The organism is Bifidobacterium saimiriisciurei, assembly GCF_010667655.1.
Lineage (GTDB): Bacteria > Actinomycetota > Actinomycetes > Actinomycetales > Bifidobacteriaceae > Galliscardovia > Galliscardovia saimiriisciurei.
In genome coordinates, this window is the sequence record NZ_WHZU01000003.1 from 19,903 (window position 1) to 42,937 (window position 23,035).

Sequence of the window (23,035 nt, forward strand, 5' to 3'; positions counted from 1 at the left end):
CATCGATGGCGTGTCCGGCCGCCACATTGCGGCCGGGTGAATCATTCACGGCATTCGCGATTCGAATGCCGTCAGCAGGTGGCCATGGTCCTGCCCGCACCGGCAAGACCTTCGAAATCGGCGGTGAAGGCGTCGACCGCCGCATCGATGGCGGCGTTCTTCACCAGTCCGTCAATCACCGAGGAGGCCACAGTGGAGGCGCCTACGCCATGTTTGGCGAGTTCAAGCACCTGCTGCGAGTTCTTGAAGCTGGCCGCAAGCACGTTGCAGTCGAGATCATTGGCCCGGAAGATGTCGTGAATGGCACAGACGACGGCCACGCCGTCATATCCCATGTTGTCGATGCGATTGATGTAGGGGGCAGCATACGAGGCTCCTGACTTGGCGGCGATGAACGCCTGCAATGGTGTATAGATTGCCGTGGCGGTGATGGGCACGCCGGCGGCGGACAGCGTCTTCATGGCCTTGAAGCCTTCGGGAACGCTGGGGACCTTGGCGAAGGTGTTCGGACCGAGCTCGCCGACGATGCGTTTGGCATCCTCGATCATGCCGGCGGCGTCGCGGGCGACGACCTGGGCATGGAGCTCGGCATCGGGACCGATGATGGATCGGATTTCCTTGAGCACGTCGAATGGCTGACGGCCCGACTTCGCCAGAATGGAGGGATTGGTAGTCACACCGTCGATGGGATAGTAGTCGATCAGACGGGTGATGGCGTCGACATCGGCGTCGTCGATGAGTAGTTTCATGGTATTTCCTTTCACTACAGATGTTTTGATGGGTCAGGGATTGTCATATTGATAATCAGAGTGTCTGCTCGGTGCGTTCGATAATGTCGTTCTGTGTGGCGCGGGAGAGCACGGTGAAGAACGCGCTGTATCCGGCGACGCGAACGATGAGGTCGCGATGACGTTCGGGGTGCTTTTGCGCATCGATGAGCGTTTCGCGTGAAACCACGTTGTACTGCACGTGATAGCCATGAAGGCGATCGAAGAACGTGCGGGTGGCGAAGGCGAGCTTCTTCCTGTTCTCCGGCTTGGCCAACACCTGCGGCGTCATCTTCTGGTTGAGCAGCACTCCGCCGGTGATGTCCTCCGTCGGCAGTTTGGAAACGCTCTTGAACACTGCGGTGGGACCGTAGAGGTCGGCTCCATGCGAGGGGCTGCATCCCTCGGCCAAAGCCTCTCCGGCCTTGCGTCCATCCGGGGTGGCGAGGGTGCCTGCGCCCTGCGGCACATTGGCGGAGATGGAGCTGGTTCCTGCATAGTAGACGCCGCCGATGGGGCCTCGGCCGTATCGGGTGTTGTGGTACTTCTTCATCTCGTCGATGTAGATGTCGTACGCCTGGCGAATCAGCGAGTCGACGTAGTCGTTGTCATTGCCGTATTTCGGCGCCTGCTGCAGCAGTTGACGAATCCGTTCATTCGTGGCGCCTTCGAAGTTCGCCTCGAGGGCATCCCAGAGTTCGGCCGGGGTTACGGCCTTGTCTTCGAACACCACTTTCTTCATGGCGGCGAGGCTGTCGGCGAGATTCGCAATGCCCACCTGCAGGTCGGAAATGAAATCATAGACGGCCCCGCCCTCCTTCATATTGAGGCCGCGCTCAATACAGTCGTCGGTCAACGCGGAGCACAGGATGTCGGCGGTGTCCTGTTCGAGCACCATGTCGCAGGTGGCGTCGATGATCACGCATTGCCGTGCCATCTCGCGAACGACCTTGTCCCAGCATGCCATCACCTGTTCGAAGCTGGTGAAGTCACGAAAGTGGCCGATACCCTCCACCAGCTTGGTGCCGCTTGCCGGGTCAACGCCGTCGTTCATGGCGATGAGCAGGGCCTTCGGGAAGTTCAGGAAGCTCATGCCGGTGCAGCGGTATCCCCACTTGCCGGGGACCGCGGTCTCTACACATCCGATGGCGCTGTAGTTGTAGGCGTCCTCGCGCTTCACGCCCTTGTTGATGAAGCTGGGAATGATGACCTCGTCGTCGTTGAACGCCGGCATGCCGAATCCGCAACGCACGACCTCGATGCATTCGTTCATGAAGTCGTCGGGCAGATTCGCATGGTAGCGAACGGTGAGGTTCGGCTGGGTCAGGTGGCATTGCGCCACGGTCTTGAGTATGAGCCAGCTCATGGGGTTCGTGGCGTCCACGGGACTGCCGTCAACAAGCTTTTGACCGCCGACGGTGACGTTCTGGTACAGCGGCGAACCTGCGGAGAACTGCGTGTGGCTCCAGGAACGAATCTTGTTGATGGTGTAGGTCTTGAGCCACAGGTTGCTCATGAGCTCGGCGGCCTCGTCCTCAGTGATGCGACCGGCCTTGAGGTCGGTCTCGTAGAACGGATCGAGGTACTGGTCCATGCGACCATACGACAGACTGTGACCATTGGACTCGATCTGCAGCACAAGATGCACCAGCCATACGGATTGCACCGCCTCGCGCAGGGTGCGTGCAGGCTCGTAGGGCACGCGGTCGAGCGCCGCGGCCATCTGTTCGAGTTCGCGGGCGCGGTCCGGCGAGGCCGTCTTCGCCTGCTGACGCGCAAGCGTCGCATAGCGTCCCGCGAAATCGCGCATGGCGTTCACCACCATGAGAATCGCACGGTAGAAGTAGCTCTTGTGGATGTTGCGATAGTCGGTGAGATCAAGCTCGTCGAGTTTGCGCTGCGCTCGCATCGCATAGCCTTTGAGTCCTTGCGACAATACGCCGGCGTAGTTCACTGCGCAATGGGCGTCCCCCGAGGTGATGTTGCCTTCGGACTTGATGATGCCGAGGTCATAGAACAGCTTGGAATGCGGAGGGAACGCCGCAAGACCACGATCGAGTAGCGTGTTGTGCTCCCAGAACGGCGCAATGGAACGCAGCTTCTCCTTGTTCTCCTCGGTGATGGTGAACCGGTCACCGTCACGCTTGTCGAACTTGTCGAGTTCGTCGATCACCCAGCTCATGGCGTATTCGGGGAAGATCGGGGCCCCTCGGTTGGTGGATGCCTGGTTGCCGGCGATCAGAGTCTCCGGCTCGATGAAGATGGTCATCTCCTCGAGCACGCGCTTGAGCATGATCGCACGCTTCAGCGCGAGCGGTTGGTCGGCGTTGTCACGATAGACCTCGGTGGTGATCATCGCGCGCTCAACGTCGACCTGGGGCTCGGCGTCGAGGAGCTGGTCGCGCAGCGAGTTCATTCGCGGGGTGAGCCTGCCGAAATGTTCTTCGTTCATGACTCTCCATCCTTTCTGATTGCCGTTTGCTTCACTGCATCGGGATGCAAATGGCGACGTCTGCAATTACTTCCTATCGTCTGTGCCATGCGGCTTGACGGTTCCCAATATATCGAAACAAATTTTATATGTCAATTTTCGTAATAGTTTTTACTTTCATTCGAAAGTAAAAACTAATTCAAATATGCCAGAAGTCAATAAAGACAATGCTTCGCCCGACCGCTCGGCAGAACACCCAACCAACCGGTCGGCGTGTCGCAGTCGCCCGGCATAAAAAAGGCCGGGCATATACGCCCGGCCCATCAGCCCTGGATTCCCAAGGACAGCAGCCCCGTTAGACGGTGATCAACGCAATCCCGGCATCGGCAAGCGAGCCGGCAATCTCCACCCCGACGCTTGCGTCGGTGACAACCATGCAGTCAAGACCATTGAAATCCAAGGGAACCGTGGAACGCTTGGAAAATTTCTCGCTTTCCGTCAGCACAGCGACCCTGCCGGCATGAGCAGCCATATCATGAACGGCCTGCGCTCGCATATGATCTCGGCTGGAGAATCCGGCCTGAGGGCTGTATCCATCCGCGCCGACAAACAGCACATCCACATACAGCCCGTTCATGCACTGCTCCAGCATCGGCCCTACCATCACCTGTGAGTCCTGCTGGTACAGGCCACCCAGAAGGATGATCTGCACATTCGATTTGCCACGGATGTACCCCGCAATGAACGCACTGTTGGTGATGACGGTGAGGTCCTTCTTCGTCTCCGCAAGCTCGGCGGCCAGCAATGCGCAGCAGCTGCCGCTTTCAACCATCACCACATCGCCATCGGACACGCATTCCGCAGCACGCTTGGCGATCTTGCGCTTTTCCTCATAGTGGTAGGCAAGACGCCCCTCCACATCATCGGCGCTTCTCAGCATCGCATACCCATGCTCGCGGCTGATGATGCCACGCCGCTCCAGATCGTTGAGATCCTTGCGAACGGTGACCTGCGACACCCCCAGCTCCTCGGCAAGACGCGTAACCTCGACGCGCTTATGCTCGGTCAGCAGTTCGAGAATACGATTCTCCCGCTTCATCGTCGCCATATCATCTCCCAGCGTCATGAACCATCTTTCGCAACCCTAACATAAGTGCGATATACGAAACCCAAACAATCTACGAACGCAAACGCCCATACATCCCATCCCCTCAACTGCGCCAGACGGTTTATCCACCATCCACCCTTCGATTGCTCATACATCAACTATATTTTCATTCGTAAGTTGATTTACTTTCGTTCATTAGTTATTATCAATATAAAGAAAGGTTTCAACGATGACTACCACAATGACTGCTCCGCAGACGACTTTCACAAGACCCATTGTCCCGACAGCCCGCCGCACACCGGCGGCATCCCCCTCCCCTAGGGCCTTCCGCCCGTCCACGGATGAGAAACCCGCCACCGGGCTGATTTTCAACATCCAAAAATTCTCGACCAACGACGGTCCGGGCATACGTACCACCGTATTCTTCAAAGGATGCCCGCTGCATTGCCCATGGTGCGCCAACCCGGAATCCATCAACCCCCGCATCGAGACACTGACCGACCCAAGTACCGGCAAAACCACCACCGAGGGGAGGCACTACACCATCGACGAGGTCGCGGACATCTGCGAGCAGGACAGGGATTTCTACGAGGAATCAGGCGGCGGAGTGACATTGTCCGGTGGCGAAGCGCTCATGCAGCACCGGTTCTCCATCCCCCTGCTGCGAGAGCTGAAGCGGCGCGGCATAGCAACGGCCATGGAAACGACCGGCCATGTGGCACCTCCTATTTTCAATAAGGCATTGGAGGAACTCGACTACCTGCTCATCGACGTCAAGCATCACGACAGGGAGGCCCATAAGCGCTGGGTGGGAGGATACAATGACCTGCCATTGAAAAACCTCGCCAGCGCCGTCGAACGCGGTATGGAAATATGCGTGCGCATCCCCGTGATCCCCGGAGTGAACAACACCCTGGAGGACGCCCGCGCCTTCTCGATCCTGCTTCGCTCGATGCAGATCGGCGCCGTCCAGCTGCTGCCGTTCCATCAATTCGGCGAGCGCAAGTATGAGATGCTCGGACGCAGCTATGCCATGGCCGGAGTGCCGGCATTGCATGAGGAGGACCTGGCCGATTATCGCCAGATATTCCTGGACAACGGCATCCACGCCTATTTCTGACAACCGGCGGAACCAGCAAGCGAACCGCAATCAATTGAATATGCGGCATCTCAAAAAAATCCGCATACGGCCGCTCAAATACGAAGAAACCCCCGCTGCAGGGGAAACGCAGCGGGAGTTGATGCCGGCTCCGAGGAGCCGAAGGGGTCATGATCGGCGGTCGACAAACCAACGGCCGCCGATCATGGATTCAGGAGGACGTCAGTCGCGCTGGGAGGCTTCCTCGACCGCGGCGGCGCCTTCGCGCTCGATGCGCAGACGGTGGCCTTCGGCCTGCGGCACGCCGTAGTAGGCGGCGATGGCGATGTCCTTCATGTCCTCGATCATCGGGATGCGCGGGTTGGCCGGGGTGCACTGGTCCTCGTAGGCGCGCATGCCGATCTGCTCGAGCACGCTCCAGAAGTAGTCCTCGTCAACGCCGGCGGCCTGGAAGGAACGGTCCATGCCCAGCTTGTTGTCGCGGTAGTCCTCGACGGCGCGGGCCAAGTTCTCGACGCCTTCCTCGACGGTCTTGCCTGGGTCGATGCCGAGGTTCTTGGCGATCTCCTGGTAGCGCTGCGGGGCCACGTACTTGTTGTACTTCGGCCAGCTGGTCGGCTCGTCGGGGAGCTGGCCGTTGTAGCGGATGACGTACGGCAGCAGGATGGAGTTGGTGCGGCCGTGGGCGATGTGGCACAGGGCGCCGATGGTGTGGGCCATGCCGTGGCACATGCCGAGGAACGCGGAGCCGAATGCCATGCCGGCCATGGTGGCGGCGTTGTGCATCTTCTCCTGGGCCATCGGGTTGGCCGCGCCTTCCTTCACGGAGGTCTCGAGGTTCTCCCAGATCAGCTTGGCGGCGTGCAGCGCCATGCCGTCGGTGAAGTCGTTGGCGTACACCGAGACGAAGGCCTCGAAGGAGTGGGTCAGCGCGTCGAAGCCGGAGTCGGAGGCCAGCTTGCGCGGCTGGGTGCGGGCGAGCACCGGGTCGACGATGGCCACGGACGGGGTCAGCGCGTAGTCGGTGACCGGGTACTTGTAGCCGGTCTTGTGATCGGTGATCACGGCGAACGGCGTGACTTCGGAGCCGGTGCCGGACGAGGTCGGGATGCAGACCAGGCGGGCCTTCTTGCCGAGGGCGGGCAGCTTGAACGCGCGCTTGCGGATATCGAAGAACTTCTCGCGGATGTCGGCGAACTCGATTTCCGGGTGCTCGTAGAGCAGCCACATGATCTTGGAGGCGTCCATCGGGGAGCCGCCGCCGATGGCGATGATGGTGTCGGGCTGGAACTCGTCACGCATCATGGCGGCGCCGCGCTCGACGGTCTCGACCGAGGGCTCGGGCTCGACGTAGTCGATGATGCGGTACTGCACGTTGTTCGGACGCAGGCGCAGCTGCTGGATGGCCTTCTCCACGACGCCCAGGTCGAGCATGACCTTGTCGCAGACGATGACGACGCGGTTGACGTCAGCCATGTCGCGCAGGTACTTGATGGCGTTCGGCTCGAAGTAAGTCTTGGCCGGGATCTTGAACCACTGCATGTTGTTGTTCCTCCGAGCGACGCGCTTGATGTTGATGAGGTTGACGGCCTGGACGTTGCCGGAGACCGAGTTGCCGCCGTAGGAGCCGCAGCCGAGGGTCAGCGACGGGGCGATGGCGTTGTAGATGTCGCCGATGCCGCCGAGGGAGGAGGGCTGGTTCCAGATGATGCGGCAGGCGTGCATGCGGTTGCCGTACTCATCGACCAGGGCCTGGTCGTTCGTGTGGATGGCGGCGGTGTGGCCGGCGCCGTGCACGAGCATCTGCTCGCACATCTCGAAGGCCTGCTCCTTGTTGTCGGACTTCAGGAAGGCCTGGATCGGGGAGAGCTTCTCCATGGTGAGCGGCTCCATCTCGCCGACCTCCTTGCACTCGGCGGCGAGGATGGTGGCGTCGGACGGAATCTCGAAGCCGGCGGCGTGGGCGATGGCCTGCGGGGACTTGCCGGGGACCCAGGCGTTGAGCTTGGTCTTCTGGTCCGGGCTCTCGTAGGCGGTGACGCCGAACACGAACTTCTCGAGCTTGGCCTTCTCCTCCTTGTTGACGAAGTAGGCCTTGCGCTTCTTGAGTTCGGCCAGCAGCGGCTCGTACACGGACTTGTCGGCGATGACGGCCTGCTCGGTGGCGCAGATCATGCCGTAGTCGAAGTGCTTGGAGAGGATGAGGTCGTTGGCGGTGCGCACGATGTCGGCGTCCGGGGCGATGTAGGCCGGGGCGTTGCCGGCGCCCACGCCGAGGGCGGGCTTGCCGGAGGTGTACGCGGCCTTGACCATGCCGGGACCGCCGGTGGCGAGGATGGTGGCGACGCCGGGGTGCTTCATCAGGGCGCCGGTGGCCTCGATGGACGGGTGCTCGATCCACTGGATGCAGTCCTCGGGGGCGCCGGCCTTGATGGCGGCGTCACGCACGATGCGGGCGGCCTCGACGGAGCACTTCTGGGCGCCGGGGTGGAAGCCGAAGACGATCGGGCAGCGGGTCTTCAGGGCGATGAGGGACTTGAAGATGGCGGTGGAGGTCGGGTTGGTGACCGGGGTGACGCCGGCGACCACGCCGACGGGCTCGGCGATCTCGGTGATGCCTTCGACGTCATCCTCGCGGATGATGCCGACGGTCTTCTGACCTGCCAGGTAGTTGGTGATGTGCTCACACGCGAAGATGTTCTTGGTGGCCTTGTCCTCCACCAGACCACGCTTGGTCTCCTCGACGGCGAGCTTGGCGAGCACGAGGTGCTTGTTCAGCGCGGCGACGGAAGCCTTGGCGACGATGTGGTCGACCTGCTCCTGGTTGAGCTCCTCGAACTTCCTGAGGGCGACCTGCGCCTTCTTGACCAGGGCGTCGACTTCCTGCTCAGCGGACGGGACTTCATTGACCTGCGGTTCTGCTGCGGCTGCTTCGGCCTTCTTCTTAGCTGCGACCACGTGTCCTCCTTGATCGGTTAGCCAAGTATTTGGTTTGGTTTGATGTGGTTTGTATGCATGCAGGCGTTCTTCGCCATGTCCAGTCGTTGTTGATTGGAATGCCGAGTCGCGAACGTCTGTGGGTTCTCCTCCGCCCCTGCCGCTGGCTGCGGCCAGGGGTTGCATCACAGCGTGCCCGTTGTGATGCAACTCACAATAACACCAAACATCGGGAAGCGCCAAAACATCGTCCAAGCTTTTATAAAAGTATTTTCTAAAAGTGGGCAAAACCCTTGGAATTCTTTGTTTTGTAAGACATCGGGGTACTGTGGACGTATGGAGAGAACGTCATTACACCGCTATGCCACCCGCCCGGGCCTGTTTCTCACCGAGGACGGCGGCGCCGATGCCGTCGTATGGTCCGAGACCGCCGACCAGCTCTGGCTGAGCGTCATCGAACCGCTCGACAGCCCCAGCGCCTTCTACAACACCGCCACCCAGCTTCCCAACGATTCGGTCATCCCCTTCCACGAGCAGATCGCCATGTTCCCGGTGTGCTCGCGCATCGTCGAAGGACGCTACTGCCGCGAGACCCTGTTCAAGATGGAGGGGCCCAACTACGGCATGTGGTACGTGCATATCCCGCGCGCATGGGACGGCATGCGCTACGGCTACCGCGCCTCCGGCACCTGGGACCCGCGACGCGGCGTGCAGTTCAATCCATACAAGATACTGCTCGACCCCTATGCCAAGGGCATCGACGGGAAAATGGACATCGCCCCCGAGGCGTTCTCCTACCAGTGCACCGTGCAGAACGGACGCGTGCACGGCTCGGCCTACGGCTCGATGAGCATGCTCGACAACCTGGGCCACACCCCGCTTTCCGTGGTCATCGACGACCGCGACGTGCACAAGCACGAGGGCGACCCCCAGCATCCGCACATCCCGTGGAGCAAGACCGTCATCTACGAGCTCCATGTGAAGGGCTTCACGAAGAACGCGCCGTGGATGGAGCCTGAGCTGCGCGGCACCTATGCCGGACTGGCCCATCCCACAACCATCGCCTACCTGCAGAACCTCGGCATCACATCGGTGGAGCTGCTGCCCATATTCGCCAAGCAGACCGAGATCGGCATAGCGGAGCGCGGACTGACCAACTACTGGGGGTACTCCACGCTCGGCTACTTCGCCCCCGACCCCGACTACGCCACGGAGGAGGCCCGGCGCAAGGGCCCCGCGGCCGTGCGCAAGGAGGTCATCGACATGGTGCGGGCTCTGCACGCCGGCGGCATCGAGGTGCTGCTGGACGTGGTGTTCAACCACACGTGCGAGGGCGGCATCGACGGCCCCACCGTCTGCTGGCGCGGGCTCGACGCCGTGAGCTACTACCGTCGCCGCACCGACAACCCCGGCATGCTCATCGACACCACCGGCTGCGGCAACACCTTCGACTTCACCAACACCCGCGTCATCAACTACGCGGTGGACTCCCTGCGATACTGGTCGAAGCGCATCGGCGTGGACGGCTTCCGATTCGACCTCGCGCCCACGCTGGCCCGTCTCGAGGGCACGTTCAGCAAGCATCATCCGTTCCTCTACGCCCTGCGCTCCGACCTCATGCTCGGCAATCTCAAGATGATCATGGAGCCGTGGGACCTTGGCGAGGGCGGCTGGCGCACCGGCCAGTTCGGTGTGCCGTTCGCCGAATGGAACGACCACTTCCGCGATTCCACACGCCGGTTCTGGCTCACCGACGTCGACAGCCAGCACCGCGGGTTCAACAACGAGATCGGCATGCAGGAGATGGCCACCAGGCTGTGCGGTTCGGCCGACCTGTTCGCCACCGATCCCGGACGCGGCGCCGTGGCGTCCATCAACTTCGTCTCCTGCCACGACGGATTCACGCTCACCGACCTGACCCGCTACGACCGCAAGCACAACGAGGCCAACGGCGAGAACAACCAGGACGGCAACAACACCAACCACTCGTTCAATTTCGGCGAGGAGGGCCCCAGCGACGACCCGGCCGTCGAGGCCCGGCGCGAAAGGGCGGCCATGAACATGATCGGCACGCTGCTCATGAGCCTGGGCACGCCGATGCTGCTGGCCGGCGACGAGTTCCGCAACACGCAGGACGGCAACAACAACGCCTACTGCCAGGACAACGACATCAACTGGCTGCATTGGGAATGGCTGTTCTCCCCCGAGAAGACGCCCGAGATGCGGCGGCTCGAGCACACGACGAAGCTCATCGCGCTGCGCAAGTCCCTCGACCTCTACCATCACGAGGAGTTCTTCACCGTGCTGTCGATGCTTGGCCTGCTCAAGCCGTCGAGCCGCGTGCAATGGCTGCTGCCCAACGGCACGACGCCCATGGAACGCGACTGGTTCGACACGAGCGTGCGCTGCTTCGCCATGCGTCTGCTGGCGAACGACGAATACGACGTCGTCATCGTCATCAACGGCCTTGACCGGCACGTCGATTTCATGCTGCCGGACGACTGCGAATGGCGCATGCTGTGGAGTTCGGCGGAGACCAACGGCCGGCAGCCGCGTCACGTCTCCGAACTGCCGAAGGAGGATGCCGACGACGGCACCGACGAAACGGCCGGTTCCGTGCTCTACCCCGACAAGCCCAACGATTCGGTCTGGACGCTCACCATCCCCGACGGGGACACCCCCATCCACCAGGCGCTGAAGGCCGCGCGCCATCATCGTCTCGCCGAGGTCCTCCGCGCGCAGGGCGACCATGCCGGCGACGGCGACGCCAACGGCGTGCATATCGACGACATCCGCACCAACGACGCCGGCTCGGACGTCGCCGCCACGCCGCCGCCCGCCTCCGATATGGCGCACGGACCGGTCAACGGCATGAGGAACGGGACGGCGGCCGCCCCCCCGGCCGCGAAGTCCCGCACGACCGGCGTGAAGTCCACGCCGGCGACCGGTTCCGTCACCGGGACCGATGACGCACGTCATCGTCAGGCACCGACGATGAACGCATCGTCCGACGGCGCGGCGAACGATCCGTGGCGTATCGACGGGCTGTCCATCAGCCTGTTCCGACAGATACGCTGAGCGTCGGCCATGTCGCGTCGGCGCCTTCGCAAGGCCGCCGATGCAACGGCCGGCCGGCGGCCGGCGATGAGAACGGCCGATGATATACGAAAAAGCCCCTCGTCCAATCGGACGAAGGGCTTTTTCGATGCCGTGCAGGCGGCGATTCGCCGCCATGCATGCAGTAGGCGAAACTTAACGCTTCGAGTACTGCGGGGCGCGACGAGCCTTGTGCAGACCGGCCTTCTTACGTTCCACCGCACGGGCGTCACGGGTCAGGAATCCGGCCTTCTTCAGGGCGGCGCGGTTGGCGTCACGGTCGATGGCGTTCAGGGCGCGGGCGACGCCGAGACGGATGGCGCCGGCCTGGCCGGTGGTGCCACCGCCGTCGACGAGCACGACGACGTCGAACTTGCCTTCGAGCTTCAGCAGAACGATCGGGGAGTTGACCTCACGCTGCTGGATCTTGCCCGGGAAGAACTCCTCCAGGGTGCGACCGTTGATCGTCCACTTGCCGGTGCCCGGAATCAGACGAACGCGGGCGACGGCTTCCTTACGACGGCCGGTGCCGTAGCCCGGAGCGATCGTGGAGGTGCCGGTGCCAGCGCCAGCATTGGTCTCGGAAGTGTACTGGGTGAGCTCCTCTTCGGTCTCCTGGACCGCGGAGTTGATGTTTTCAGCCATAATCGGTGTCTCCTTTCGGTCCTGAATCACTTAGCCTGCTGGGAGATCTGCTTGATCTCGTACTCAACGGGCTTCTGAGGGGTGTGCGGGTGCTCGGCACCCTTGAAGATGCGCAGGCGGCTCAGCTGAACCTTGGCCAGACGGTTCTTCGGCAGCATGCCCTTGACGGCGGCCTTGATCATGCGCTCGGGGTTCTTCTCGAGCAGCTCGCCGTAGCTGTCGGCGCGCAGGCCACCCGGGAAGCCGGAGTGCATGTACAGGTTCTTGCCGAGCTTGTTGCCGGACAGGGCGATCTTCTCAGCGTTGATGATGATGACATGGTTGCCACCGTCGGCGTGAGGAGCGAACGTCGGCTTGTTCTTGCCGCGCAGCAGGTTGGCGGCAGTGGTTGCGAGACGGCCGAGAACCACGTCGGTGGCGTCGATGACGTACCACTCGTGGGTCAGATCGTTAGGCTTCGGAGTGAAAGTTTTCACGATATACCTTTTCTTTACTATTGTGTTCCGGGCAATTGCGGATTGGTTAGGTCCCCTTTTGCCTCATTATCCGTGGGCTCCCTGAAAGTCCTATTGGCGAGTGGGACAGCGCTTTGAAGGACCCCTGGGAAACACAACAATCCACTAGTGTACCGCTTTTTACGCGTTCGTCAAAACACCGGGGTCAATGCGACACGCCGATGATTTCGTCGTAAAGCCGCGACAGACGCTCATCGCGATGCTTCCTGTCGAGCTCGCATTCCCAGACGGTGATGACGTGCCATCCCATCTCCTCGAGTTCGGCGCGCTGCCGTCGGTCGCGGTCGCGATTGCGGGTGAGCTTGGCCTTCCAGAACTCGACGTTCGACTTCGGCATCGAGTGCTTCGAACAGCCTTCGTGCATATGCCAGAAACATCCGTTGACGAATACGATGACATGCCATTTCGGCAGCACGATGTCGGGATGGCCTGGATAGCGCCTGTCGTTCTTGCGGAACCGCAGTCCGCGACGGAACAGGTAGCTTCGGGTGAGCGTCTCGATGGAGGTGTCCTTGCCGCGGATGTGCGACATGGTGTAGCTGCGCGTGCCGCGCTCGTATTTCTCCGGCTTCGCGCTTTTCCCGGATTTCCTTGGTTTTCTGGCTGCCATCGCCATCGATGGTATCCCGGCGAGGAGATCTTGGCGGATGCGGGTTCCGAGATTTTTCGATCCTCCATACGATGAACGGCTCCTCCTGCTTCGCAGGGGAGCCGTATCGATACACCGAAAAGGGGCCGGAGGCTACTTCTCGCCGCGCATCACGGCGGCGAGGGACTGGACTCGCGGCCTGTCGAACAGGTCGTCGAGCAGCACTGGGGCGCCTTCGCCGTCGGCGAGCGGAATGCGCCAGTTCGGATACTCGTTGTTCGTGCCCGGCTGGTTCTGCGTGCGGCGTTCCCCCACGGCGTCGGTGATGGTGGCGCACAGCAGCTTCGACGGCGACGCGCACAGCGCACGGTGCATGCCTTCGATGAGGTCCTGCTCGTGGGCGTCCTCGTCATCAAGCCATTCGCGCTGGATCCAGCCTCCGTCGGCCAGCATGGAGAGCAGGGCGTCATGCTCGCGCTTGGCGTCGGCCATGAACTCCTCCTCGCTGCCGGTGAGCAGATGCAGCTGGCTGCGCAGCTTCACATGCACGTACCTGAGGTAGCCGGCCGTCGGCGGGATGTCGTGCGTGGTGACCGAGGCCAGGGTGAGCGGACGCCAGTCCTGCGGCTTGCGGAACTTGCCGTCGCGCTGTTCGAACCATTCGATGGCGCAGCCCAGCAGGCCGTGGGCGGCAAGCTCCTTGGCCATGTAGTCCGGGACCACGCCGAGGTCCTCGCCGACCACCACACCGTGGGCGCGCTCCGCCTCGAGGGCCAGGATGCCCAGCATCACGTCGGAGTCGTAGTACACGTAGGCGCCTTCCTTGGCGCTGCGGCCTTCGGGAATCCACCACAGGCGGAACAGGCCGATGGCATGGTCGATGCGCACGGCGCCGGCGTGGGCGAACATGCCGGCGACGATGTCGCGGTACGCCTTGTATCCGGTGTTGGCGAGGTATTCCGGGTTCAGCGGCGGCTGGCTCCAGTTCTGTCCCTGCTGGTTGTAGAAGTCCGGCGGGGCGCCGACGGTGGCGCCGTAGGCGAAGCGTTCCGGGTTCCACCACACGTCCGAACCGTAGGGATGCACGCCCACGGCCATGTCGGCCATGATGCCGATGCGCATGCCGGCGTCATGCGCCGTCTGCTGGGCGTCGGCGAGCTGCTCCTCGGCGATCCACTCGAGCCAGCGGTAGAACTCGAGGGTATCGGGGTACTGCTTGCGCAGCTGCTCGATCTCGGGGGACTTGCGGCCGTATGCCTTGACCCACGATCCGGCCTCGTCGGTCGGCGCCCCCCACTTGTCGTAGGCCAGGCACCATGTGGCGTAGCCCTCCAGATCCTCGCCGGCCTTCTTCTTGTACTCGTCGAAGGCGCGCTGGCGCTCCTCGGTGCGAGACGCCTTGAAGATGGACCACAGGGCCGGCATCTTCGCGCTCCACATCTCGTCGCGGTCGATCTTGTCGGCGTCGGTGTTGAGCAGCTTCACCGAATCGTGCAGACGGGAGACCTGCGCCTTGGTCTCGTCGGGAAGCTCGGAGAACTCGGGGATGCTTTCCGGATGGATGTACGTGAAGTTGACGAAGCGGCGGGAGATCGGCAGATAGGGGGACGGAGTGAGCGGGGTGCACGGCTCTCCGGCGTGCACGGGGTTGATGAGCACGAAGTCGGAGCCCGTCTTCTCCTTGGATTCGCGCAGCATGGTCTTCAGGTCGCCGAAGTCGCCGACGCCCCACGACTGCGAGGAGCGCGTTGAATAGAACTGTGCCATCCAGCCCCACAGGTGCCCGTGCTTCATGGGGTCGAGCAGTTCGATCTTCTCCGGCGCGCAGATCAGCGTGGCGGTCTCGACACGATTCCCCACCTTCACCTGAAGCGTGTGATAGCCGAGCGGCACGTCGGCGGGGATGATGATGACCGAGTTCACCACGAACCGGTCGGAAAGCGCCTTCGCCATGGCTCCATCGCCGGCGTCGCCCTCCAACGGCCCGTATTCGGTGCCGTCCTCCAGCGTCAGCGTCGCCGACGGCACGTCGGTGACGCCGTGGTTCACCTTGATACGGCTTTCGTGTCCGGCGATGTGCAGCAGCGTCGGTGCGACAAGGCGGCTGTAGATGCTTTCGTTCGCCTGCGTCAATGCAGCGGCGATGGCATCGTCATCCGACGCGTCGACTCCCAGACTGGCCAGGACGTTCACCAAGACATCATCGTCTATCTCAACATATTCGCCCTGCTGGCCCACGTAGAACGTGGCCACACCCTTGGCCTTTGCCAGCTGAATCAGCGGGCGGGCCAGGCGTTCATTGGATTCTTCTCGCTGTTCCATAGTCCCAGCTTAACGCCGAAACCCGCCGTTGCAACGTTTGACATGCCCCTGTTAACCTGCCGTATACACTTTTTCGCATATCCGCGGGGGCATCCGTTTCAGCCCCGGCCGGAGCGACGACGCTCCACGGCGTGGCGCACCTGGATGTCGGGGTCGTCGGCCAGCCGTTCCAGCGTCTCCTCGCCGGTGTTGGGATTGAGCGCCACCGCCCTTCGAATCATCGCGGTCAGCACGGCCGGCCCGTCCTTGCCCTCGTCCACGCCGAAGCGCGAGAGCAGGTCGAGCACATGGGCGTCGTTGCGTTCGTCCTCGGCGCCTTCCATGCGCATCTTCCACGAGGTCATCGGATTGGCGAGCGCGGCGGCGCGCACCTCGTCCACGTCGTCCTTGGTGAGCCGGCCGACCAGCCAGTTCTTGTCGTTGGTGTTCTCGGCGACGGCCTTGCGCACCGAAGGCTCGGGGTCCTCGCTGAGCTTGACGAGGATGTTCGGGAACGGCATGGTCTGCGCGAGGTAGAGACGGTCCTCCACCGCCGTGTGGTGGTTGCCGGCCACGGCCTCCAGCAATGCCGTGGCTCGGGAGAACGCGGCGGCGTCGCTGCGGTCGGGCAGCGGCCGGCGGGCGAATTCGCCGAGCTCCTGCGGGTCCTCGGAGTGGCGCAGGCGTTCGTAGGTGGCGGTCAGCGGTTCGTGCTCTTCGGTCATGGGTTCCAGCTTACTGAATCGTGTTGGCGGGTGGATGGTCGGATTGTTCGCGGTGCGGCGTCGACGGCCAGGAGCCGATGCCTAGTCGGCGTCGGGTACGGGACTGTTCAGGGTTCCCTGGAACTCCGGTTCGACGGCGGCGTTGAAGGTCTCACGAACGCGGTTTTCGAATCCTGCCGCCTCGGTTTCGGGCACGGTGAGCGTCATGGCCACGCGGTCGGTGAACTCCTCATGTTCCACCACGCCGCCGGCAAGCGTGACGAGCTGCCGCATCATGGTCAGCTGCGGGTAGTCGATGACGACGCCGTATCGGCGGCATGCGACGATGTCGGCGCCCTTGGCGGCCTTGACGGCCAGCGAGGCGGCCGACGAGTACGCGCGGATCAGGCCGCCGGAGCCGAGGAGTATGCCGCCGAAGTATCGGGTGACGCATACCACGCAGTCGGTGAGTCCGGATTGGCGCAGGACGTCGAGAATGGGCTTGCCGGCCGTGCCGGAGGGTTCGCCGTCGTCGCTCATGCGTTCGCCGAGCTGGCCGTCGGAGCCTCCCCATACGGCGGCGTATGCCACATGCCGGGCCTTGGGATGCTGTTCGCGGATGATTTCCACGAAGGCGAGCGCGTCGTCCTGGGAGTCGATGTGGCAGGCGTCGCCGATGAATTCGGATTTCTTCTCCGTCAGCGCGTCGTGCGCCGGATCATCCAACGTGTTGAGAATGGTACGCATGCTGTCGGTTCGCTTTCATCGGTCGGTGTCAGACGACCACGTTGTAGGATTCGCCTTCGAGATATGATACGGCGGCGGTGACGTTCTGGTCCACGATGCCGGCGAGCGCCCGGTCGGAGCGCCACGCCACGTGCGGGGTGAGCACGACGTTGTCGAGTCCGCGCAGCGGGTCGTCGGCGGGCAGCGGCTCGGGGGCGAACACGTCGAGTCCGGCGGTGATGTCGCCGCGGCCGAGACGCCGCTCTAGGGCGCCGGGGCGCACGAGTTCGGCGCGGGCGGTGTTGATGAACGCCGCGCCGGGGCGCAGCAGGTCGAGCTGGTCGTCGCCGATGACGCCCTGCGTCGCGTCGTTCAATGCGAGATGGAGGCTGACGACGTCGGCGTTCGCGAAGACGTCGTCGATGCTGGCGGCGGCCTTTGCGCCGAGCCTGGCGTAGGCGCGTTCGTCCGGATGACGGGCCCAGATCAGCAGGTTCATGCCGAGGCCGTGGGCGAGTTCGGCGACCCGGCGGCCGATGCCGCCGAAGCCGACGAGTCCCATGGTCAGTCCCCCGATTTCGGTGATGTCGGCGCCCGGCCATGCCTCGTCGCGCATGCGGGCGTTGAAGGCGCCGGCCCGGTGGGTGATTTCGAACAGCAGGGCGATGGCGTGTTCGGCGACGGCGTTGTCGCCGTAGTGCACGGCGTTGCAGATGCGGATGCCCAGCCGCTGCGCCTCGGCGAGGTTGACGAAGTTGGCGACGCCGGTGCCGCCGAACGTCATGCATCGTACGGTGGGTGCAAGGCGGGCGAGCATGTCGTCGGTGAAGTGCACGCCGGTGGTCATGGCGATTTCGGCGCCGTCGAGCCGGCGCATGATCTCGTCGGCGTCGGAGATCATGTCGGTATGAAGACGGACCCGCGCGATGTCGGCGAATCGCGGCAGCTGGCTGCGGAACAGGTCGACCATAGAGGGGAAGCAACTGGGGATCGCCACCAGCGGCAGATCGGTACGTTCCGTATTGAGTTCGACGACCATCACGTGCTCCTTAGCTCAGCGGGCCGGTCTTGCCTGTCCGGCATATCCGGCCCATGGATTACCCCGCCAGTTTACTGCCGGCCCGCCGCCGGCCGTCTTCCGCGCTCCCGGCATGGACCGGCCATCCGGCGACCCTTCGTCCATTTCGTCTATTTGCCGGATCCCTCCTTGGTGACGAGCCATTCGCGCACGACGTTCGGGTCGGCGCCACGCTTGTAGATGACGTCGTGGATGCGCTGGCGCACCTGGGCGTCCTGCTCGGTGGACCAGCATGTGCCGTCGGGATGGTCGTCCGATATCGGGCACCATCGGTAGTCGGCGCCGCGGCGGTTCGCGGTGGGCAGCCAGTCGATGCGGCTGACGCGCCACGAACCGTCCTCGCCCTTCTTGCCGGCGAACTGGATGCGCGCGGTCATGCCCTGGTTGTTCACGATGCGCGAGGCCGGCGCGTCGGTGGTGACGGCGTTGCCGGTGCCGTAGATGATCCACGTGTTCTTGTATTTCTCGATGGGCTGCACGCAATGGCATCCGGCACCGTAGATCACGTCGAACGCGCCGGTGTCGGCGAGTTCGTGGGCTTCGCTCACCTGCCAGTCGTCGGCGTCGTCGATGTATTCCTGCACGGAGTGCATGGCCATGGCCACGACGTCGGCGCCCTGCTGGCGGGCGGCCTTCGCCTTGGCGACCGCACGGTCGATGTCGGACTGGTGATGCGGGTCGCTGGCCTCGCGAAGCCTGTCGACGCGCCAGTCGGCGTCGGCCTCGAAGCCGTTGAGCGACACGGTGCCGGTGACCAGACCGAGCTTGCCGCCGCCGGTGGGCGAGTCGATGACGAGCGGCTTCATGGAATCCGCCTCGGTCTTGTAGGAGCCGGTCTGCTGGATGCCGAGTCCGGCGAGTGTGTCCCATAGACGGTTGACGCCTTCGGCACCCTGATCCCACGAATGGTTGGTGGCATGGGTGCAGGCCTGGAAACCGACCTTGGCGGCCGCGTCCGCCACTTCGGGGGGAATGGCGAACACGGGGTATCCGGTGTAGGGGCCGCCGCGTTGGGCGATCGGGGTTTCGAACTCGCATACCGAGATGTCGGACGCCTTCATATAGCGCTGCATCGGCTGGAGCAGCGGCACGAAATCGAAGGCAGAGCCATCGGTGGCGGCGGGGTCCGCGCCCTGGAAATGCTCCCATAGATGCGGATGGAACAGCAGGTCGCCGTTGACCATCAATGCGATGCAGTCGCGGTCCGGGCAGTCGGGGGAATTGCCGTGGTGTTCGGCCACGGTGGGGACGGCGCTGGGACGGTCGAGATCGGCGTCGACGACCGACTGCGATTGCGATGTCTGCGTGGACGTACCCTGCTGCGAGGCCCCGCGCAGATACAGTGCGCCGGCGGCCGCGCCGACGATAAGCAGCACGCACAGGATGACGGCCACAGGCAGGCCGACGGACCGTGCACCGGCGGCGCCATGACCGTCATGCGGGGTATCGGCGGCATGCCGGGGATTGCCGATTCTCATTCGTTTCCTCGCTCTCCGCTCCGTCGTCGGAGCCTCTCTAGGCATAGTGTAGCCACCTGCGGGGGCGTACGGCGGACATGACGGGCATCGGAACGTCCGATAAGTCGGGGCAGTCGTATGAAGGCATGCCGACGGCGGATAAATTCGCCGATATCCGGCATGGTCATGGCCGTGTCGCGAAAACGAATACGCTACGCTAAACAATGGAGACGGGCGGACAACGGCGTACCTCCGTCCCCGCTTCATAACGGACCCCACACGACCTCCACGCGGCGCGGCCTCTTCGCCGGCGCCGCCGACGCATGAGTGTGAAAAACAAAAAAATCCCGAACGATTGTTCGGGATTCGATGGCGGAGTGAGGGGGATTCGAACCCCCGAACCGCTTGCGCAGTTAACACCTTAGCAGGGTGCCCCTTTCGGCCACTCAGGCATCACTCCGTGTTGAACGCATATGTCAGATGCACAATGCGCGCAACAGAGAAATACTGTACCACCATATGCGGATTAAAGCGAGCGCCGGCATGTTGCGATGTTGCGATGCCGGCATGCGTACCATGGGAGCATGAGTACTTCGCCACGTCTTGCAGCCGTCAGACGCGACTGGGGACATGACGAGACCGGCTGCACGATACTGCATATCGACATGGACGCGTTCTTCGCCTCATGCGAGATCGCGCGGCATCCCGAACTCCGGGGACGGCCGGTCATCATCGGCACGGGCACGAGGTCGGTGGTGTCGGCGGCGAGTTACGAGGCCCGTCCGTTCGGCGTGAATTCGGCGATGCCGGTGGCCACGGCGAGAAGGCTGTGCCCCGACGGCGTGTTCCTGCCCGTCGACATGGCCTACTATCGCGGGGTCTCGCGTCAGGTGTTCGAGGTGTTCGGGCAGGTGACCGACCGCATCGAACGCGTTTCCGTCGATGAAGGGTACATGGATGTTTCGGCGGCGCTGCGACGGTGGGACTCCCCCACCGCCATCGGCGCATGGATACGAGCCGAGGTGGAGCGCCGTTTCGGCCTGACCTGCTCGGTGGGCGTGGCGTCGAACAAGCTCATCGCCAAGCTCGCCTCCACGAACGCCAAGCCGAACGGCATGCTGCTCGTGCCGAGGGCCCGTCAGGCCGAGTTCGTGCAGCTGCTGCCGGTGCGTTCGATCCCCGGCATCGGCCCGGCATCGGCAGGACGACTCGAACAGTGGGGCGTGACCGATGTGCGGCAGCTGGCGGAGCTCGCGGAGCACGACATCGCCGAGGCGACCGGCTCGACCGCGCAGGCCCGGCGGCTGTATCTCGCCGCGCGCGGCGTCGACGAACGCAAGGTGGTGCCGTATACGCCGGAGAAGTCCATCGGTTCGGAGCATACGTTCGACGCCGACACCGCCGACGCCGACAAGGTGACGGGCCTGCTGCTCCACTGCTGCGACACGGTGGCCTCGACCCTGCGCAGACGCGGGCTGACGGCGCGCACCATCACCGTGAAGCTGCGGTTCACCGACCTCGCATACGCCACGAAGACGATGACGCTTGAGCGGCCGACCAGCACCGCCGGCGTGATGTACCCGCACAGCGTGCGCATATTGGAACGCATGCTCGGCATGCCCGAAGGCTCGGCGGCCCACGGGGCCGTGCTGCCGCGTCCCATCCGACTCGCCGGGGTCAGCGCCTCCGGTCTGGGCGACGCCGCCACGACGCCCGTGCAGGCGAGCTTCGACGACCTGCTGGCCGAGGACGGCGGCGGCAGCGCGCCGCAGCACATGGACCGGGCCGAGCGGGCGTTGGATTCCATCCGCGAGCGGTTCGGCGCCGACGCCGTAAGGCTGGGATTGCGTACATGAATCGTTCGATACACGGCCGACACGCCGGTTTCCGGCCGGTATCGCACGATTCGTGCACCGATGACGGAAGAACTTCGATATAAAAATCCCCGGCCGCTTCCACGACCGGGGATTTCTGGAAGACGACACGCCCAAAGGAGGACGCGTGATGTCGGCCGGCGAACCGGCCGACACATCATTTACCTATCGATATTCATTTATCGAGCGGGATTCACCGACCGGCGTTCACCGAATCAGTGGGTGAGCTCGCCCTTCTCCCACTTGCCGTTGTTCAGATCATCGGCGATCTTGCGGTACTTGTCGTCCGTCAGACCGTAGAGGAAGAAGATAATCAGCATGGCGGCGAACAGGGCCACGGCCGGGTACAGGGTCATGGCGCCCTTGATGCCGTTCAGGGTGGCCTGGGACTGCGCCTGATTGGCGACGTAGCCGGTCAGGCCCAGGATGCCGGCGGAGATGATGGCGGCCAGGGACTGCGCGAGCTTACGGGAGAAGTTGAACGCGGCCACGGTGATGCCTTCCTTGCGGATGCCGGTGTGCCACTCGCCGTAGTCGATGACGTCGTTGACGAAGGCCCAGGTGATGCCGTTCGGGATGGCGAGGCAGATGTAGCCGAGGGTCACGAAGATGATGAACGTGGTGAGGTTGGTCGGCAGGAAGAAGTTGATGAGGTTGGCGACCGCACCGACGATGAAGCAGAACACGGCGACCTGCTTCTTGCCGAACTTCTTCACCAGGAACGGGATGGAGAGGATGGCCACGATGGAGCAGCCCATCTGGATGGCGTTGATCACCGGCTGCAGACCCATGTTGCCCAGGTTGTACTCGGCGAAGTACAGCATCATGGCGTTGTTGGTGTTCATGGCGGAGATGGTGAACAGGGTCATGAGAATGATGGCGAGCAGCGGCTTGTTGGTGAAGACCACCTTGATGTAGGCGCCGACGCCTTCCTTGGCCTTGTCGCCGGTCTTCTCACGGTTGATCTTGATGTGTTCCTTGCAGTTGAAGAACGTGACGGCGAAGCAGCACACGCCGATGATGGCCATGATGGCGGAGGCGACGGCGTAGCCGTGGAACGTGGTGACCTTGCCGTTGGAGTCGGAGAACAGCAGGATGATCGGGATGAAGGCCACGCCGGTGATCCACTGGGCGCCGAGGGAGCCGGCCTGACGGGTGGTGGCCAGCTGGGCACGCTCATCGACGTCTCGGGTCATGACGTTGGCGAGGCCCACGTACGGCAGGTTGGTGAAGGAGTAGCAGGTGCCCCATGCCATGTAGGTGACGAACGCGTAGACGATGCGGCCCCACATCGGGAAGTCCGGCATGGTGAACGTGATGACCGTCAGGATGGACAGCACGATGGCGCCGACCATCATGACCGGACGGAACTTGCCGTGCTTGCCGACCCTGCGGCTGTCGACGAAGGCGCCGGCGATCGGGTCCATGAAGGCGTCGTAGATCTTGGTGACGGCCATGATCGTGGCCACCATGCCCGGGTTGATGAGCGCCACATCGGTGTAGAACTTGGTCAGGTAGGCCTGGCCCAGATCGAACATGAAGCCGTTGCCGAGATCGCCGAAGCCGTAGCCGATCTTCTCTCGCCAGCTCAGCTTCACCTGGCCGTTGACTGCAGCCGCTTTCTCTTCTACTGAAGTTGTCATGATATTACTACCTTTTCAGTGTGTTACGCGTGGCGTCGGCTGCTGCGTCGACGCCACGCGACCCT

General features: G+C 63.2%; 16 protein-coding genes and 1 tRNA gene. 3 read left to right on the forward strand and 14 right to left on the reverse strand.

Annotation, left to right across the window (positions count from 1 at the left end; all coding sequences use genetic code 11):
• Nucleotides 1-71 precede the first annotated feature (71 nt).
• The 3 genes from GFD18_RS02370 to GFD18_RS02380 all read right to left on the reverse strand — a co-directional run bounded on the left by GFD18_RS02370 (nt 72) and on the right by GFD18_RS02380 (nt 4,324).
• Nucleotides 72-749, reverse strand: a complete 678-nt coding sequence (locus GFD18_RS02370) for a transaldolase family protein (RefSeq protein WP_163200013.1) — start codon at nt 747-749, stop codon at nt 72-74.
• Nucleotides 750-804: 55 nt separating this feature from the next.
• On the reverse strand, nt 805-3,219 hold the full coding sequence (locus GFD18_RS02375) for a glycyl radical protein (protein WP_163200012.1): 2,415 nt from the start codon (nt 3,217-3,219) through the stop codon (nt 805-807).
• A gap of 334 nt (nt 3,220-3,553) precedes the next feature.
• Nucleotides 3,554-4,324 (reverse strand): DeoR/GlpR family DNA-binding transcription regulator, encoded by a 771-nt coding sequence (locus GFD18_RS02380; RefSeq protein WP_204313993.1) that lies wholly within the window; start codon nt 4,322-4,324, stop codon nt 3,554-3,556.
• Between the two features lie 211 nt (nt 4,325-4,535).
• Between GFD18_RS02380 and GFD18_RS02385 the strand changes: the two genes are divergently transcribed.
• A complete protein-coding gene (locus tag GFD18_RS02385) occupies nt 4,536-5,426 on the forward strand; it encodes a glycyl-radical enzyme activating protein (protein ID WP_225432868.1) in 891 nt (296 codons plus the stop codon).
• A 201-nt stretch (nt 5,427-5,627) separates the two neighbouring features.
• Here GFD18_RS02385 and adhE read toward each other — a convergent pair whose 3' ends face one another.
• Nucleotides 5,628-8,363 carry a bifunctional acetaldehyde-CoA/alcohol dehydrogenase gene (gene adhE, locus GFD18_RS02390; protein ID WP_163200011.1) on the reverse strand — a complete coding sequence of 912 codons (2,736 nt, stop codon included), beginning with the start codon at nt 8,361-8,363 and terminating at the stop codon, nt 5,628-5,630.
• Nucleotides 8,364-8,678: 315 nt separating this feature from the next.
• On the opposite strand from adhE, the gene glgX reads away from it, so the two are divergent.
• Nucleotides 8,679-11,420, forward strand: coding sequence for a glycogen debranching protein GlgX (gene glgX / locus GFD18_RS02395; protein ID WP_163228252.1), 2,742 nt, complete (start codon nt 8,679-8,681; stop codon nt 11,418-11,420).
• Nucleotides 11,421-11,594: 174 nt separating this feature from the next.
• Here the strand turns inward: glgX and rpsI are convergent, their stop codons facing one another.
• The 9 genes from rpsI to GFD18_RS02440 form a co-directional block, all read right to left on the reverse strand.
• Nucleotides 11,595-12,083, reverse strand: a complete 489-nt coding sequence (gene rpsI / locus GFD18_RS02400) for a 30S ribosomal protein S9 (RefSeq protein WP_100510701.1) — start codon at nt 12,081-12,083, stop codon at nt 11,595-11,597.
• A 26-nt stretch (nt 12,084-12,109) separates the two neighbouring features.
• A complete protein-coding gene (gene rplM / locus GFD18_RS02405; RefSeq protein WP_100510700.1) occupies nt 12,110-12,559 on the reverse strand; it encodes a 50S ribosomal protein L13 in 450 nt (149 codons plus the stop codon).
• Between the two features lie 184 nt (nt 12,560-12,743).
• Complete coding sequence (locus tag GFD18_RS02410) at nt 12,744-13,208, reverse strand: very short patch repair endonuclease (protein ID WP_163200009.1); 465 nt, start codon at nt 13,206-13,208, stop codon at nt 12,744-12,746.
• Nucleotides 13,209-13,340: 132 nt separating this feature from the next.
• Nucleotides 13,341-15,509 (reverse strand): 4-alpha-glucanotransferase, encoded by a 2,169-nt coding sequence (malQ, locus tag GFD18_RS02415; RefSeq protein WP_163200008.1) that lies wholly within the window; start codon nt 15,507-15,509, stop codon nt 13,341-13,343.
• A gap of 98 nt (nt 15,510-15,607) precedes the next feature.
• Nucleotides 15,608-16,249 carry an AbrB family transcriptional regulator gene (locus GFD18_RS02420; protein ID WP_404801599.1) on the reverse strand — a complete coding sequence of 214 codons (642 nt, stop codon included), beginning with the start codon at nt 16,247-16,249 and terminating at the stop codon, nt 15,608-15,610.
• A 45-nt stretch (nt 16,250-16,294) separates the two neighbouring features.
• On the reverse strand, nt 16,295-16,939 hold the full coding sequence (locus GFD18_RS02425; protein ID WP_163200006.1) for an IMPACT family protein: 645 nt from the start codon (nt 16,937-16,939) through the stop codon (nt 16,295-16,297).
• A gap of 28 nt (nt 16,940-16,967) precedes the next feature.
• Nucleotides 16,968-17,957 (reverse strand): NAD(P)-dependent oxidoreductase, encoded by a 990-nt coding sequence (locus tag GFD18_RS02430; protein ID WP_100510695.1) that lies wholly within the window; start codon nt 17,955-17,957, stop codon nt 16,968-16,970.
• Between the two features lie 149 nt (nt 17,958-18,106).
• The gene (locus GFD18_RS02435) at nt 18,107-19,474 is read right to left on the reverse strand and encodes a CapA family protein (RefSeq protein WP_163200005.1); all 1,368 of its coding nucleotides are present in this window, start codon (nt 19,472-19,474) and stop codon (nt 18,107-18,109) included.
• A 349-nt stretch (nt 19,475-19,823) separates the two neighbouring features.
• Nucleotides 19,824-19,913 (reverse strand) — tRNA-Ser (locus GFD18_RS02440).
• Nucleotides 19,914-20,037: 124 nt separating this feature from the next.
• On the opposite strand from GFD18_RS02440, the gene dinB reads away from it, so the two are divergent.
• Nucleotides 20,038-21,309 (forward strand): DNA polymerase IV, encoded by a 1,272-nt coding sequence (gene dinB / locus GFD18_RS02445; protein WP_163200004.1) that lies wholly within the window; start codon nt 20,038-20,040, stop codon nt 21,307-21,309.
• Between the two features lie 233 nt (nt 21,310-21,542).
• On the opposite strand, the gene GFD18_RS02450 is transcribed toward dinB, so the two are convergent.
• Nucleotides 21,543-22,970, reverse strand: coding sequence for a glycoside-pentoside-hexuronide (GPH):cation symporter (locus GFD18_RS02450; protein ID WP_163200003.1), 1,428 nt, complete (start codon nt 22,968-22,970; stop codon nt 21,543-21,545).
• Nucleotides 22,971-23,035 lie beyond the last annotated feature (65 nt).

Coding starts and splice junctions, on each gene's coding strand:
- GFD18_RS02370 (WP_163200013.1), bottom strand. CDS start 749: ATGAAACTACTCATCGACGACGCCGATGTCGACGCCATCACCCGTCTG.
- GFD18_RS02375 (WP_163200012.1), bottom strand. CDS start 3,219: ATGAACGAAGAACATTTCGGCAGGCTCACCCCGCGAATGAACTCGCTG.
- GFD18_RS02380 (WP_204313993.1), bottom strand. CDS start 4,324: ATGACGCTGGGAGATGATATGGCGACGATGAAGCGGGAGAATCGTATT.
- GFD18_RS02385 (WP_225432868.1), top strand. CDS start 4,536: ATGACTACCACAATGACTGCTCCGCAGACGACTTTCACAAGACCCATT.
- glgX (WP_163228252.1), top strand. CDS start 8,679: ATGGAGAGAACGTCATTACACCGCTATGCCACCCGCCCGGGCCTGTTT.
- rpsI (WP_100510701.1), bottom strand. CDS start 12,083: ATGGCTGAAAACATCAACTCCGCGGTCCAGGAGACCGAAGAGGAGCTC.
- GFD18_RS02410 (WP_163200009.1), bottom strand. CDS start 13,208: ATGGCAGCCAGAAAACCAAGGAAATCCGGGAAAAGCGCGAAGCCGGAG.
- malQ (WP_163200008.1), bottom strand. CDS start 15,509: ATGGAACAGCGAGAAGAATCCAATGAACGCCTGGCCCGCCCGCTGATT.
- GFD18_RS02425 (WP_163200006.1), bottom strand. CDS start 16,939: ATGCGTACCATTCTCAACACGTTGGATGATCCGGCGCACGACGCGCTG.
- GFD18_RS02430 (WP_100510695.1), bottom strand. CDS start 17,957: ATGGTCGTCGAACTCAATACGGAACGTACCGATCTGCCGCTGGTGGCG.
- GFD18_RS02435 (WP_163200005.1), bottom strand. CDS start 19,474: ATGAGAATCGGCAATCCCCGGCATGCCGCCGATACCCCGCATGACGGT.
- dinB (WP_163200004.1), top strand. CDS start 20,038: ATGAGTACTTCGCCACGTCTTGCAGCCGTCAGACGCGACTGGGGACAT.
- GFD18_RS02450 (WP_163200003.1), bottom strand. CDS start 22,970: ATGACAACTTCAGTAGAAGAGAAAGCGGCTGCAGTCAACGGCCAGGTG.